Origin of the sequence: Nitrospirillum iridis, from assembly GCF_014205765.1 — a bacterium.
Classification (GTDB): domain Bacteria; phylum Pseudomonadota; class Alphaproteobacteria; order Azospirillales; family Azospirillaceae; genus Nitrospirillum; species Nitrospirillum iridis.
Map to the genome: position 1 here is coordinate 1 of NZ_JACIIZ010000008.1, position 12,806 is coordinate 12,806.

At 68.9% G+C, this 12,806-nt stretch carries 15 protein-coding genes; 12 read left to right on the plus strand and 3 right to left on the minus strand.

The window, feature by feature from the left end; genetic code table 11:
• Nucleotides 1–510: 510 nt before the first annotated feature.
• The 7 genes from FHS74_RS14670 to FHS74_RS14700 all read left to right on the plus strand — a co-directional run bounded on the left by FHS74_RS14670 (nucleotide 511) and on the right by FHS74_RS14700 (nucleotide 7,012).
• The gene (locus tag FHS74_RS14670) at nucleotides 511–900 is read left to right on the plus strand and encodes a response regulator (protein ID WP_044558558.1); all 390 of its coding nucleotides are present in this window, start codon (nucleotides 511–513) and stop codon (nucleotides 898–900) included.
• 5 nt (nucleotides 901–905) lie between these two features.
• Nucleotides 906–1,742 (plus strand): protein phosphatase CheZ, encoded by an 837-nt coding sequence (locus tag FHS74_RS14675; RefSeq protein ID WP_184801810.1) that lies wholly within the window; start codon nucleotides 906–908, stop codon nucleotides 1,740–1,742.
• 196 nt (nucleotides 1,743–1,938) lie between these two features.
• A complete protein-coding gene (gene cdd, locus FHS74_RS14680; RefSeq protein WP_184801813.1) occupies nucleotides 1,939–2,403 on the plus strand; it encodes a cytidine deaminase in 465 nt (154 codons plus the stop codon).
• Nucleotides 2,404–2,427: 24 nt separating this feature from the next.
• Nucleotides 2,428–3,243, plus strand: coding sequence for a deoxyribose-phosphate aldolase (gene deoC, locus FHS74_RS14685; protein ID WP_211106320.1), 816 nt, complete (start codon nucleotides 2,428–2,430; stop codon nucleotides 3,241–3,243).
• Between the two features lie 69 nt (nucleotides 3,244–3,312).
• Nucleotides 3,313–4,635, plus strand: coding sequence for a thymidine phosphorylase (deoA, locus tag FHS74_RS14690; protein WP_184801815.1), 1,323 nt, complete (start codon nucleotides 3,313–3,315; stop codon nucleotides 4,633–4,635).
• Between the two features lie 221 nt (nucleotides 4,636–4,856).
• On the plus strand, nucleotides 4,857–5,855 hold the full coding sequence (locus FHS74_RS14695) for a response regulator transcription factor (protein WP_184801817.1): 999 nt from the start codon (nucleotides 4,857–4,859) through the stop codon (nucleotides 5,853–5,855).
• An 86-nt stretch (nucleotides 5,856–5,941) separates the two neighbouring features.
• Nucleotides 5,942–7,012, plus strand: a complete 1,071-nt coding sequence (locus tag FHS74_RS14700; protein WP_184801819.1) for a cation diffusion facilitator family transporter — start codon at nucleotides 5,942–5,944, stop codon at nucleotides 7,010–7,012.
• A 44-nt stretch (nucleotides 7,013–7,056) separates the two neighbouring features.
• Here FHS74_RS14700 and FHS74_RS14705 read toward each other — a convergent pair whose 3' ends face one another.
• The 3 genes from FHS74_RS14705 to FHS74_RS14715 form a co-directional block, all read right to left on the minus strand.
• Complete coding sequence (locus FHS74_RS14705; RefSeq protein WP_184801821.1) at nucleotides 7,057–7,416, minus strand: hypothetical protein; 360 nt, start codon at nucleotides 7,414–7,416, stop codon at nucleotides 7,057–7,059.
• Nucleotides 7,417–7,494: 78 nt separating this feature from the next.
• The gene (locus FHS74_RS14710; protein ID WP_184801823.1) at nucleotides 7,495–8,262 is read right to left on the minus strand and encodes a methyltransferase domain-containing protein; all 768 of its coding nucleotides are present in this window, start codon (nucleotides 8,260–8,262) and stop codon (nucleotides 7,495–7,497) included.
• Between the two features lie 53 nt (nucleotides 8,263–8,315).
• Complete coding sequence (locus tag FHS74_RS14715) at nucleotides 8,316–8,903, minus strand: VTT domain-containing protein (protein WP_246463166.1); 588 nt, start codon at nucleotides 8,901–8,903, stop codon at nucleotides 8,316–8,318.
• 294 nt (nucleotides 8,904–9,197) lie between these two features.
• Between FHS74_RS14715 and rpmH the strand changes: the two genes are divergently transcribed.
• The 5 genes from rpmH to yihA all read left to right on the plus strand — a co-directional run bounded on the left by rpmH (nucleotide 9,198) and on the right by yihA (nucleotide 12,736).
• Nucleotides 9,198–9,332, plus strand: coding sequence for a 50S ribosomal protein L34 (rpmH, locus tag FHS74_RS14720; protein WP_044558639.1), 135 nt, complete (start codon nucleotides 9,198–9,200; stop codon nucleotides 9,330–9,332).
• 9 nt (nucleotides 9,333–9,341) lie between these two features.
• A complete protein-coding gene (rnpA, locus tag FHS74_RS14725; RefSeq protein WP_184801828.1) occupies nucleotides 9,342–9,788 on the plus strand; it encodes a ribonuclease P protein component in 447 nt (148 codons plus the stop codon).
• Complete coding sequence (gene yidD / locus FHS74_RS14730; protein ID WP_184801830.1) at nucleotides 9,785–10,114, plus strand: membrane protein insertion efficiency factor YidD; 330 nt, start codon at nucleotides 9,785–9,787, stop codon at nucleotides 10,112–10,114. Before rnpA ends, yidD begins: the two co-directional genes overlap by 4 nt.
• Nucleotides 10,115–10,237: 123 nt before the next feature.
• Nucleotides 10,238–11,965, plus strand: a complete 1,728-nt coding sequence (gene yidC / locus FHS74_RS14735) for a membrane protein insertase YidC (protein ID WP_184801832.1) — start codon at nucleotides 10,238–10,240, stop codon at nucleotides 11,963–11,965.
• A gap of 105 nt (nucleotides 11,966–12,070) precedes the next feature.
• Nucleotides 12,071–12,736 (plus strand): ribosome biogenesis GTP-binding protein YihA/YsxC, encoded by a 666-nt coding sequence (yihA, locus tag FHS74_RS14740; protein ID WP_184801835.1) that lies wholly within the window; start codon nucleotides 12,071–12,073, stop codon nucleotides 12,734–12,736.
• Nucleotides 12,737–12,806: the final 70 nt, after the last annotated feature.

Here is a 12,806-nt window from a genome sequence, read left to right on the forward strand (position 1 = left end):
CGGGGCGGCGAACAGGGCGCCGGAAACCAGGGCGGTGGCGGCGACGGCGGCGGCGATGCGGCGGATCATGGCGTAATTCCTATCGGTTCGGTGGGGAGGGGCTTCAGCCCGGTTGGTTTATGACTTGTTAACTGCACCCACCGTGCCAGTCGGCCGCCCACCGCCCGGGCCAAGTAACCAAATCTCAATAACTTCAGGCTACTGTTTCTGAGCTCCACCCGGGAGCCTCGTTTACGCGCCTTTACATCCCCCGCTCGAGGTAACCTGTTCGTTGCACACCGCATCACACCCTTAGGTTAGGGTCATATATTTACGCTTTGCGTTTTGCAACACACGGACACCCACGTCACCGCCCCCTCGGGCATCGATGGTGAAGCGTGTTCTTTCGACGCTCCCCATACGGGTGGGTGATGGGCGAAAACCGAGTCTCGTGTTAGGTTCTGCCCGGATATCACGTTCAGCGCTTAAACGTTCACCCTAACGCCAAGTACCCTCCGGAGACACGTTCCTATGGCCAAGGCCTCTGCCACCCCCGTCCTCGTTGTTGACGACTACGCCACCATGCGTCGCATCGTGCGCAACCTTCTAACCCAGATCGGCTTCACCCAGATCGAGGAGGCGGCTGACGGCGCCGAAGCCCTGGGCAAGCTGCGCGGCTCCAGCGTCGGGCTGGTCATTTCCGACTGGAACATGGAGCCCATGACAGGGCTGCAGTTGCTGAAGGAGGTGCGTGCCGATGTCCGCCTGAAGGGCACGCCGTTCATCATGGTGACCGCCGAATCCAAGACCGAGAACGTCGTTGCCGCCAAGGAAGCCGGCGTCAACAACTACATCGTGAAGCCGTTCAACGCCGAAACGCTGAAAAAGAAGATCGAGAGCGTCCTCGGCACGCTGGAGTGACCCGCATGGGCCAGAAGACGGGTGTGGTTGAAACGGCGGCCCTCACGGCCGCCGACTACACAGCTATTGAGGCCGACCTGCTGCGCGACCCGCGGACCCGTGCCTTCCTGGAAAGGCGCGACACCCACATGCGGAACGTCGGGGCGGCTGCGGGCGGCGACCTGCTGGGGGCCCTGAAGGCCGAAGTCGGCAAGCTGCAGTCCATGAGCCATCAGCTGGGCGACGGCAGCATCGCCATCGCCGGCCAGCATCCGCACATGCACATGATGCGGCAGGAACTGCGGCAGCTGTCCTCGCACATCGAGCAGACCAAGCAGGAAATCGCCCAGATGGTGCCCAAGGACTCGGCCAACAGCCGCATCCTGGCCGCCACCTCGGAACTGGACGCCATCGTCACCGCGACAGAACGGGCGACCAGCGACATCCTGTCAGCGGCGGAGGCCATCCAGGCCACCACCGAACGTCTGGCCCGCACCGGCCACATCGACGTGATCGATATCGCCACCGATATCGAAAACCACGTCATGTCCATCCTGATGGCCTGCAGCTTCCAGGACATCACCGGCCAGCGCACCACCAAGGTGGTGAACACCCTGCGCTATATCGAACATCGCGTGGCGGCGATGATCGGCATCTGGGGGGTGGAGGGCAACGGCGACCCGATGATGTCGACCAAGCCCGGCGACACCCGCCCCGATGCCCATCTGCTGCACGGCCCGGCCCTGACCGCGGTCAGCCAGGACAACATCGACGCCCTGTTCAATGCCGGGGACGACGCGCCCAAGCCGGCCAAGCCGGCCGGCCCCAGCAGCCAGTCCGACATCGACGCCCTGTTTGACTGAGGACCCGCCGCCCCAGCCCGGGCGGCCGCTGGCCGGAAAATGACGAAAGCGGTCCTGCGGAGACCGCTTTCTCGCTTTTCGGGCCTTGCGATTTGGCGCCTTCAGGCACACCCTGCGACTTGACCATTTGGTCAGGTTGTGGGACGGGGCGCGCGCCCTTGAGACCCATCCCCCGACGCAGGAGACGCTGACGGCCATGACCGCCAACCCGCCCGCCTCACCGCCGCCGCCCGCTGCCACCCCAGCCGTGGCCGGCCTGTTCGCCGCCGCCAGCGCCGCCCGCGGCCAGGCGCACGCGCCCTATTCCCGCTTCCTGGTGGGGGCCGCCATCCGCACGCCGGACGGCGGCATCTTCGCCGGCGCCAATGTGGAGAACGCGGCCTATCCCCAGGGACAATGCGCGGAGGCCAGCGCCATCGGCGCCATGGTGGCCGGTGGTGGCAAGCGCATCGCCGAAATCGTCATCATCGGGGCGCCGGCCGATCCCGCCGCCGACGCGTCGGGCCTGTGCACCCCCTGCGGCGGCTGTCGCCAGCGCCTGCGCGAATTCGCCACCCCCGGCACACCGATCCATGTCGCCGGACCGGAGGGGGTGCGCGCCACCTTCACCATGGACCAGTTGCTGCCCTTCTCCTTCGGGCCGGACAATCTGAGTTTCTGAAGCCACCCCAAGCGTCCAACCACCATGACCGATCCGCATCCTGACCAGGGCGCCATGTCCGACGAAAGCTGGACCATCGCCCACCGCGCCCTACCGTTGCTGGACCTCACCAGCCTGAACGAGGACGAGGACGAGGCCACGACCGACGCGCTATGCGCCCGTGCCGTCAGCCCGGCCGGGCCGGTGGCCGCCGTCTGCCTGTGGCCCCGCTTCATCCCCCAGGCCCGTGAACGCCTGGCCGGCACCGGCGTGCGCATCGCCACGGTGGTGAATTTCCCCGGCGGCAGCTTGGCGCCGGAGAAGGTGGCGGAGCAGACGGCCGAAGCGCTGGCCGACGGCGCCGATGAGATCGACGTCGTCATCCCCTATCACAGCATCATGCACTACCCGCACAGCACCCAGCCCGACGAAGTGCTGGCCGCCACGCGGGAGGCGGCGGGCGACGCGGTGATGAAGGTGATCCTGGAAACGGGATGCCTGGCCAAGCCCGTCTTCATCGAGAGGGCGGTGGAGATCGCGGTGCGCAACGGCGCCGATTTCCTGAAGACCTCCACCGGCAAGGTGCAGGTCGGCGCCACGCTGGGGGCCGCCCGCATCATGCTGGAGGCCTGCCGCGACAGCCTGAAGCCGGGCAGCCCCCGCCGTGTCGGCTTCAAGGCCTCCGGCGGCATCCGTGACCTGGATGGCGCCCGCGACTACCTGGCGCTGGCCGACCACATCTGCGGCCCGGGCTGGGTCAGCCCCGCCACCTTCCGCTTTGGCGCCTCCGGCCTGCTGGACGCGCTGCTGGCCGCCCTGGGCCACGGGGGGACGCACCCGCCCCCGTCCAGCGCTTACTGACACCCTCCCCCGACCTTTCGCCACCGCCCCGGCAGGGCCGGCGCGCCACCACCCGTGAACGGACCATCCATGCTTCCCCAAGAAATCATCCGCCAGAAGCGCGACGGCGGCCGCCTCAGCACCGACAGCATCACCGATTTCGTGCGCGGCCTGACCGATGGGCGCGTCACCGAGGGCCAGGCCGCGGCCTTCGCCATGGCCGTCTATTTCCAGGGCCTGGAGATGGAGGAGCGCGTGGCCCTGACCCGCGCCATGACCCAGTCGGGCACGGTGCTGGAATGGCGCTCACAGAACCTGCCGGGCCCCATCCTCGACAAGCATTCCACTGGCGGCGTGGGCGACAAGGTCAGCCTGCTGCTGGCGCCCCTGGTGGCGGCCTGCGGCGGCTTCGTCCCCATGCTGTCCGGTCGCGGCCTGGGCCACACCGGCGGCACCTTCGACAAGATGGAAAGCATCCCCGGCTATGTCGTGCAGCCCGACCTGGCGCATCTGCGCCGGGTGGTGCGGGACGTGGGCTGCGCCATCATCGGCGCCACCGCCGACCTGGCCCCAGCCGACCGCCGCCTCTACTCCATCCGCGACGTGACCGCGACGGTGGAAAGCATCGACCTGATCACCGCTTCCATCCTGTCCAAGAAGCTGGCCGCCGGGCTGGACGGCCTGGTCATGGACGTGAAGTTCGGCAGCGGCGCCTTCATGGCCGACTATGACAAGGCCGAGGCCCTGGCCCGCAGCATCGCCACCGTGGCCCGGGGTGCGGGCCTGCCCACCGTGTCGCTGCTGACCGACATGAACGAGGTGCTGGGCACCACGGCCGGCAACGCGGTGGAGGTGGCGGAATGCGTCGCCATCCTGCGCGGCGAAAAGCCGGAGGCCCGCCTGTGGGAAGTGACGCGCGACCTGACGGCCGAGCTGGTGCTGCTGGGCAAACTCGCCCCTGACCTGGACGCGGCACGGGCCAAGGTGGAGCGGGCCCTGGCCGATGGCAGCGCCGCCGACCGGTTCCAGCGCATGGTGACGGCGCTGGGCGGCCCGGCCGACTTCCTGGAGCGGTCGGAAAAATACCTGGTGGCCGCGCCGGTGGTGCGCGATATCCACGCCGAATCCGCCGGCGTCGTCAGCGCCGTCGACACCCGCGCCGTGGGCATCGCCGTGGTGGCGCTGGGCGGTGGCCGCACCCGGCCGCAGGACGGGGTGGACCATCGCGTCGGCTTCACCGACATCGTCGGCCTGGGCGATAGGGTGGAGTCCGGCGGCCGGCCGCTGGCCCGCGTGCACGCCGCGACCGCGGCCGACGCCGACGCCGCCGTCACCGCCCTGCGCCGGGCCATCACGCTGGGCCACGACGGGGCCAAGCGCGGCCCGACCGTGGCCGACCGCATCGTCGGGTAATACCCGCACGCCCATGCCGCCGCGACGGGACCGGGACGCCTGGACGCTCCGGTCCCCCTCAATGGCGCGCCCTTTCCACCATTTATTGCATTCCTGCCGTTTAACGGCCATGATTCGGCGGCGTCGTTGGGCCATCGGAACGATCCTCTCCGCCACCCATCGCCGCCAGTCTCCCGAGACGCCGCCCCGGCCCTCAAGCCTAGAACGCCCCGCCCATCCCCATGTCCACCGATCTCAGCAAGATCCAGACCCTGCTGGTTGACGCCGACCTGAACACGCGACGCATCCTGCGCGCCATGCTGGCCCGCTTGGGGATGGAGAAGGTGCTGGACCACGGCACGCTGGCCGAAGCGGCCGGCAGCCCCTCCACCATCGATCTGGTCATTCTGGACGCCGACCAGGCGGATGGCGCGGCGTTTCGCTGGATCCACGCCATCCGCCACGGGCTGACGACGCTGAACCCCTTCGTCGGCGCCATCATCATGACCTGGAACCCCACCCAGCAATTGATGATCCGTTTCGCCAGTTCGGGCGCCGACGACATCCTGGTGAAGCCCTATTCGCCCAAACAGGTGCATGATCGGCTGCTGAACCTGGTGGAGAACCGCAAGAAGTTCGTCGTCACCAGCGACTATATCGGTCCCGACCGCCGCCGCAGCCCCCGCGAGGGGCAGGTGGTGCAGCTGATCGACGTGCCCAACCCCCTGCGCCTGAAGTGCACCGGCGAGTTCGAACGGGTGAACATCCATGAGCTGACCGCCCAGGCCGTCCAGATCATCGATTCGGAAAAGGTGATCCGCCACGGTTTCCAGGTGGCCTTCCTGGTGGAATTCGCGCTGCCCGGCCTGGCCATGCAGCCCCCGGAGAAGCGGGCGATGGACCACGCCCTGCGGGTGACGGGCGTGCTGGAGGATCTGGAGCGGCGCCTACCCCCCGGTGAGTTGCGGGTGGAGGCCACCCACCACATCCGCCGCATGGAAGGCCTGATCCACGCCCTGAAAACCCGCGGCGGCCTGGCCGGCAAGGATCTGGAGCAATTGCGCCAGGACGCCCACGCCCTGATGGGCCTGACCAGCCGGGTGGACGACGCGGAAAAGCGCGTGCATGAGGTGATGGCCGCCGTGACCGGCTATCGCAGCCGGCTGGAACAGCTGACCCTGGCCAAGGCGGCACCCGAAGCGGCGGCGATGGCGACGGCATCGCCCGGCCCTGCGGCATAAGCCCGCCGGCCGCCAAGCCGGTGGCGGCCCCCGGCGGCCCACGGTATGGTTGGCGCCCATATCCACAGCCGCCCCCGTTCATGCCCATGGCCACGCCACACGACCACGCCCCGTCCAAGCCCACGCATGACCATGATCACCATGGCTGCGCCGGGCACGGGCATGAACACCATGACGACGCGCACCGTCATGAGCATGATCACGGGCACGATCACGATCATGGACATCACGGGCACGGGCATGACCACAGCCACGGGCTGGGCGGCCACCATCACGCGGCCCCGGCCGATGCCGGCACGGCCTTCGCCATCGGCATCGTCCTGAACCTGGCCTATGTCGGGGCGGAGGCGTTCTACGGCGTGGTCAGCAACTCCCTGGCCCTGCTGGCCGACGCCGGCCACAACCTGTCCGACGTGCTGGGCCTGGCGGCCAGCTGGGTGGCGGTGATCCTGGCGCGGCGGCGGCCGTCCAGCCGCTACACCTACGGCCTGGGCGGCAGCTCCATCCTCGCGGCCTTGGCCAACGCCGTCGCCTTGCTGCTGGTCACCGGCGGCATCGCCTGGGAGGCGGTACGCCGCTTCAGCGAGCCCGTCCCCGCCGCCCCCACCACCATGATGTGGGTGGCGGCCGGCGGCATCCTGGTCAACGGCGGCACGGCCCTGCTGTTCATGCGCGGGTCGGAGCATGATTTGAACCTGCGCGGCGCCTTCCTGCACCTGGCCTCCGACGCCCTGGTCACCCTGGGCGTGGTCATCGCCGGCGCCGTCATGTTGTGGACGGGCTGGGGCTGGGTCGACCCGGTGATCAGCCTGGTGATCAGCGTCGTCATCGTGCTGGGCACCTGGTCGCTGCTGCGCGAATCGCTGAACCTGGCGCTGAACGCGGTGCCCGCGGGCATCGACCTGGACGCGGTGCGCGCCTATCTGGCGGGCCGGCCAGGGGTGACGGAGGTGCACGACCTGCATGTCTGGGCGCTGAGCACCACCGACACCGCCCTGACCGCCCATCTGGTGCGGCCCGACAACGCCGACGGCGACCACCTGCTGGCCGAGATGTGCCGTGACCTGAAAGCCCGCTTCCGCATCAACCACGCCACCGTGCAGGTGGAAACCGGCCAGGGCGAGCCCTGCGCCCTGGCGCCGGACAGCGTGGTCTGAATCGCCGCGCTGCGGCGGTCCTGGTCGATCCCTATCGGGGCGTGTCAGTCATCCTTGTGGCATGACGCCTTCACCATCCCGCCCGCCTCGCACAGCATGCCGGTGGAGGATCTGAAATTGCCGCCGGCCACACGGCGCAGGCTGACCCCATTGCTGAACTGCACCCAGCTGCCGGCCCCCCAATGGGCGGTGATGCCGTTGGAAAAGGACAGGCCGCCGTCCGGCAGGCGAGTCACCACCACGCCGCTGTCATAGCGGATGACGCCCTTTTCCTCCGTCGCCGACAGGCCGTTGGTGCAGTCCACCACCGCCCGCTCCGCCGTCAGCTCCTTCTGCTCACAGAAAAAGGCCGTCTTTCCCCCGGTCAACACCAGGGCGTAAACGGCGACCTCAAGAACGGACATGGGGCCTCATGCGGGAAAAGGGGGACCGGCCCACCATTTTCCGTGCGCGGCCCGCGAGCGTCAATCGGCCCGGGGGCGTCATGCGCGGGTGGCGACGATAAACAGGCGGCGGAAGGGAAAGAGGGTGCGGCCATCCACCCGGCGGGGGTAGGCGGCGGCCAGCGCCGCGCGATAGCGCTCGATGAAGTCGGCCAGCATCGCCCCCGTCAGGGTTTCCAGCACCGGCAGCATGGCGGTGGCCTTGGTCCATTCCAGCACGGGGTCGGGACCGTCCAGGACATGCAGATACTCCGTCTCCCACACATCGACATGGGCGGCACCGGGCACCAGCCAGTCGTAATACTGGGCCGGCTCGTGGACCGGCGCCTCACGCAGGCGGCCTTCCAGAAGGCCCGCCCAGGGACCGTCCGCCGCGACCTGGCGCAGCAAGGCATGGGAAGGGGAGGTGAAGTTGCGCGGCATCTGCACCGCCATCACGCCGCCCGGCGCCACATAGGACAGCAGCTGGGGGAAGATCTCCCCGTGCCCCTCCACCCACTGCAGGGCGGCGTTGGAGAACAGCAGGTGCACCGGCGCCGCCGGCCGCCAGTGCCGGATATCGCCCAGCTGCCAGGCGACACGGGTGTCCAGCAGGGCGGCCCGGCCCAGCATGGCGGCGGAACTGTCGACACCCGCCACCTCCGCCACCGAATAGCGGTTGGCCAACGCCATGGTCAGCTTGCCGGCGCCACAGCCCAGATCCACCACGGTGGCGGGTTTCAGGGGCGGCAGCGCCGCCATCAGATCGTGCCCCGGGCGGGCGCGCGCCGCCTCGAACAAACCGTACTGTGCGGGGTCCCAGGCCATGGGCGGCCCTCCTCTTTCTGTCGCTCCCTATATGGGGAGGCGAATCGGGGATATCAGCGGCGCCAGTACCGGGCCGCCACGGGTACCAGCGCCAGCAGGACCAGCACGGCCAGCGGCCCGCCCACCTCCGGCCGCAGCAGCAGGCCCGGCCCCGGCCGCACCCCGTCGGCCAGCAGGGCCGGCAGCCGGGCGCCGAGCAAGGCGTAAAGGAACTGCGGCGGATAGGCGCCCAGGGCGGTGCCGCCCACGAAGATGGCCAACGGCATGCGAATCGCGACCGCCAGCACGTTGATGGCGGAGAAGGGCAGGACGGGCAGCAGGCGCAGCACCAGGATGACGGCCCAGGGCTGGCCCGCCACCGGCTTCAGCCAGGCGGGCAGACGCGCGCCCAGGCCGCCGACGCCGGCGCGGCGCAGGGCGAGGAAGGCGACAAGGCCGCCCAGCGTGCCGCCGGTCACCGATAACCCGGCCCCCAGCGGCGCGCCGAAGGCGTAGCCCGCCCCCAGGCTGACCACCGTCGCCGCCGGCAGGGAGAGGGCCGCCACCGCGAACGCCACGGCCACCGTCGCCGCCGCCGTCCCCAGGGGGTGCGCGTCCACCAGGTCCGACAGGGCCTGCAAGCGGCCGATCAGCCCCTCCATCGTCAACCAGTGGTGTCCGCCCGCCGCCAGCACCACAAAAAGCCCCGCCAGCAAAAGAGCAAGAGGAGCGAGGCGCCGAATCCAGGCCGCCCCGGGGGGTAATGCCGACGGTGACGGCGACGGTTCCGGCAAGGGCGATGGACGGCCGGCCCCAGTGCCTTCATAATCCTCGGTGCCATCTTCCACAGGCAAAGCGGCCATCCTCATGCGTCGAAACAGGCGCATTGACTCCGCGCCGGGCCGCCACTATACAACGCCCTTCCTTTTTCCAGTTTTTTATCCGGAGTATCCGTCGTGAAGCGTACGTTCCAGCCGAGCAAGCTCGTGCGTGCCCGCCGCCATGGCTTCCGCGCCCGCATGGCCACCCCCGGCGGTCGCAAGGTTCTGGCTCGCCGCCGCGCCCAGGGCCGCAAGCGTCTGTCGGCCTAAGGCCGAGAGATGGCGCCCCGGCGCATAGCCGTGGTGGGGCGCCTCTTGAAGCGGTCGGAGTTTCTGGCCGTTGCCGGGGCGCGCCGTAAATGGGCAACCCCCGGCCTGATTCTACAAGCCCGTGCCCACGACGATCGCCAGCGGCCCGCCGCCGGCGACGTTTTGGTGCGTGTGGGGTTTACCGCCAGCAAGAAGGTCGGCAACGCCGTCAAGCGCAATCGCGCCCGGCGACGCCTCCGTGCGGCCGTTCGTGCCGTGCTGGCCGTTCATGGCAAGCCCAACAACGATTTCGTCGTCATCGCGCGCGGTGAAACCGTGACCCGGCGATATGCCGATCTGTTGGCCGACCTGACCCTGGCCTTGAAAAAGCTGGGCGCCTGGACCGAGGGCGCCCAGGCTGTCGCCGTGCCCACGCCGCCCCAGGACGTGGCCCGGCCGGAGCCACCGGCGTCATGAGCCCGCTGGCCCGCCTGGCGTCCCTGCCCATCCATGCCTACCGGTTGCTGCTGGCCCCTCTGCTCGGGCCCCGCTGCCGGTTCGAGCCCAGCTGTTCAGCCTACGCGCTGGAGGCCTTGGCCCGGCATGGCGGGGTAAAAGGCGGCTGGCTGGCCCTGCGGCGGATCGCCCGCTGTCATCCCTGGGGGGGCGGGGGACTGGATCCGGTGCCCCCGGCGGACCATATGGCGCCGAAATCGGACCTTTCTCGCAAAGTGGACCTTTTCCAGCGTCATTCGCCTGACATTCATTGCTGCCATATGGACGGGGGCCGCGCGGCCCGTTAGGGTCCTGCCGCGTTCGTCCTTGAGAGATTGCCGTCATCGCCGGCCGGTCCGCCTTGTCTTCAAGGGATGGGCCGGACAAGGGGGCCGGGCCGAAGAGGCCGGGGTTGTGTGGGAAGTGAATACATGAGCGATCAGAAGAACCTGTTCATCACCATCGGCCTGTCGGCCGCCATCCTCCTGGGCTTCCACTTCTTCTATGAGGCGCCGCGCCAGCGCGCCCTGCAGGAGGCGAAGGCCAAGCAGGAGGCGGCCCAGGCCCTGGCCGCGCCCAGCACCCCCGGTGCCGCCCCCACTGGCGCCCCCGGCGCCGTGGCCAGCGGTGGCGTCGCCGACGCGCTGCGCGACCGCGCCACGATGCTGACCGAGGGGCAGCGCATCACCATCCGCACCCCCCGCCTGGCCGGCACGCTGAACCTGCGCGGCGGCCGGTTCGACGATTTGAGCCTGCAGGACTACCGCGAGACGGTGGACAAGCAGAGCCCGGCCGTCACCCTGCTGTCACCCAGCGGCGCCGCCGGCGCCTATTTCGCCGAATACGGCTGGACCGCCAATGGCGCCGCCGTGCCGGGCCCCACCACGGAGTGGCAGGTGGCCGACGCCGGCGACCTGACGCCCGAGCATCCGGTCACCCTACGCTGGGACAATGGCCAGGGGCTGACGTTCGAGCGGACGGTGGCGGTCGACGCCAACTTCATGTTCACCATCACCCAGAAGGTGACCAATGGCGGTGCCGCCGCCGTCACCCTCTACCCCTATGCCCGCATCGCCCGCGCCGGCCACCCGCCGCTGCTCGGCTCCTACATGCTGCATGAGGGCCCCATCGGCCTGATGGACGGCACGCTGCGCGAAATCTCCTACAAGGACGTGGCGGGCGACATCTCCAAGTCCTTCGACACCAAGGGCGGCTGGCTGGGCATCACCGACAAGTATTGGCTGGTCAGCCTGGTGGCCGACCAGGGCAAGAGCCTGACGGCCCATGTCACCCACCAGGACAAGGGCGACCTGTACCAGACCGACTATGCCGAGCCCTCGGTGACGCTGGAGGCCGGGCAGAGCACGGAAAGCACCGCGCGCCTGTTCGCCGGCGCCAAGGAGATGAAGCTGCTGGACGCCTACCAGGACAACCTGGGCATCCCGCTGTTCAACCGCGCCATCGACTTCGGCCATTTGTGGTTCCTGACCATGCCGTTCTCGCTGGCGCTGGACTTCTTCGGCCGCCTGCTGGGCAATTTCGGCCTGGGCATCATGCTGTTCACCATCTGCCTGCGCACGCTGATGTTCCCGCTGGCGCAGAAGCAGTTCCGCAGTGCGGCCAAGATGAAGAAGCTGCAGCCGCAGGTGGAGGAGATCCGCAAGCGCGCCGGCGACGACAAGCAGCGGGCGTCCGTCGAGATGATGGCGCTGTACAAGAAGGAAGGCGCCAACCCCATGACCGGCTGCCTGCCGGTCCTGATCCAGATGCCGATTTTCTGGTCGCTGTACAAGGTGCTGTCGGTCACCATCGAGATGCGGCACGCGCCCTTCTTCGGCTGGATCCACGATTTGTCGGCGCCCGATCCGACCAGCGTCTTCAACCTGTTCGGCCTGCTGCCCTTCGCCTCGCCGGCCTTCCTGCACCTGGGCGTCTGGCCCATCCTGCTGGGCGGCACCATGTTCCTGCTGCAGAAGATGACCCCCACCCCGGGGATGGATCCGACGCAGCAGAAGGTGATGATGACCATGCCGCTGGTCTTCACCTGGATGATGGGCTCCCTGCCCGCCGGCCTGGTGATCTACTATGTCTGGTCCAACCTGTTCAGCGTGACGCAGCAGTACGTGCTGATGCGCCGCATGGGTGTGAAGCCCACGTAACGCCGGGCCTCACCACCTGACTTATATCCGGCCTGGGGGCATGGGACGATGGTTCCATGCCCCCAGGCTTTTTGTCCGACCGTTGTCCTGAAGAGAGTATGGCCCATGGCCGCCGAACTGCCCCCCCTGCCCGTCCTGCAGCCCCCCACCCGCGAAGCGCTGGAGCAGGGCCGCCTGCTGTTCGCCCGGGAGTGCGAGTTCAAGTGGGGTGCCGCGGCCCAGGGCGACCTGCCGCCCCAGGGCCTGCCCGAGGTGGCCTTCGCCGGCCGGTCCAACGTCGGCAAATCCAGCCTGGTGAACGCGCTGACCGGCCGCAAGACTCTGGCCCGCACCTCGCACACCCCGGGCCGCACCCAGCAGCTCAATTTCTTCGACCTGGGCGACCGGCTGTCACTGGTCGACATGCCGGGCTATGGCTACGCCAAGGAAAGCAAGGAGAAGGTGGCGGCCTGGAACGACTTCGTCCGTTCCTACCTCAAGGGGCGGGTGACGTTGCGGCGCTGCTGCCTGCTGATCGACAGCCGCCATGGGCTCAAGCCCATCGACCTGGAGGTCATGGCCATGCTGGACAACGCCGCCGTGGTCTACCAGCTGGTGTTGACCAAGACCGACAAGCTGACCCGCCAGGCCCTGAACCACGTGCATGCCGCCACGGCCGGCGCGCTGAAGAAGCACCCCGCCGCCCATCCGGAAGTGCTGTTCACCAGCAGCGAAACCGGCCAGGGCGTGCCGGAACTGCGCGCCAGCCTGGCCGCTTTAGCCAATCCGTAACACCCCGGCGGCCATGCGTCCGCTATGCTGTTCCCATCGCCGCGCCGGGAGCCAGGGGGGATTGCCCTGG

Bases quoted from the DNA above. Each gene is read 5' to 3' on its own strand.
- FHS74_RS14670 (WP_044558558.1), top strand. From the start codon at position 511: ATGGCCAAGGCCTCTGCCACCCCCGTCCTCGTTGTTGACGACTACGCC.
- FHS74_RS14675 (WP_184801810.1), top strand. From the start codon at position 906: ATGGGCCAGAAGACGGGTGTGGTTGAAACGGCGGCCCTCACGGCCGCC.
- cdd (WP_184801813.1), top strand. From the start codon at position 1,939: ATGACCGCCAACCCGCCCGCCTCACCGCCGCCGCCCGCTGCCACCCCA.
- deoC (WP_211106320.1), top strand. From the start codon at position 2,428: ATGACCGATCCGCATCCTGACCAGGGCGCCATGTCCGACGAAAGCTGG.
- deoA (WP_184801815.1), top strand. From the start codon at position 3,313: ATGCTTCCCCAAGAAATCATCCGCCAGAAGCGCGACGGCGGCCGCCTC.
- FHS74_RS14695 (WP_184801817.1), top strand. From the start codon at position 4,857: ATGTCCACCGATCTCAGCAAGATCCAGACCCTGCTGGTTGACGCCGAC.
- FHS74_RS14700 (WP_184801819.1), top strand. From the start codon at position 5,942: ATGGCCACGCCACACGACCACGCCCCGTCCAAGCCCACGCATGACCAT.
- FHS74_RS14705 (WP_184801821.1), bottom strand. From the start codon at position 7,416: ATGTCCGTTCTTGAGGTCGCCGTTTACGCCCTGGTGTTGACCGGGGGA.
- FHS74_RS14710 (WP_184801823.1), bottom strand. From the start codon at position 8,262: ATGGCCTGGGACCCCGCACAGTACGGTTTGTTCGAGGCGGCGCGCGCC.
- FHS74_RS14715 (WP_246463166.1), bottom strand. From the start codon at position 8,903: ATGGAGGGGCTGATCGGCCGCTTGCAGGCCCTGTCGGACCTGGTGGAC.
- rnpA (WP_184801828.1), top strand. From the start codon at position 9,342: ATGGCGCCCCGGCGCATAGCCGTGGTGGGGCGCCTCTTGAAGCGGTCG.
- yidD (WP_184801830.1), top strand. From the start codon at position 9,785: ATGAGCCCGCTGGCCCGCCTGGCGTCCCTGCCCATCCATGCCTACCGG.
- yidC (WP_184801832.1), top strand. From the start codon at position 10,238: ATGAGCGATCAGAAGAACCTGTTCATCACCATCGGCCTGTCGGCCGCC.
- yihA (WP_184801835.1), top strand. From the start codon at position 12,071: ATGGCCGCCGAACTGCCCCCCCTGCCCGTCCTGCAGCCCCCCACCCGC.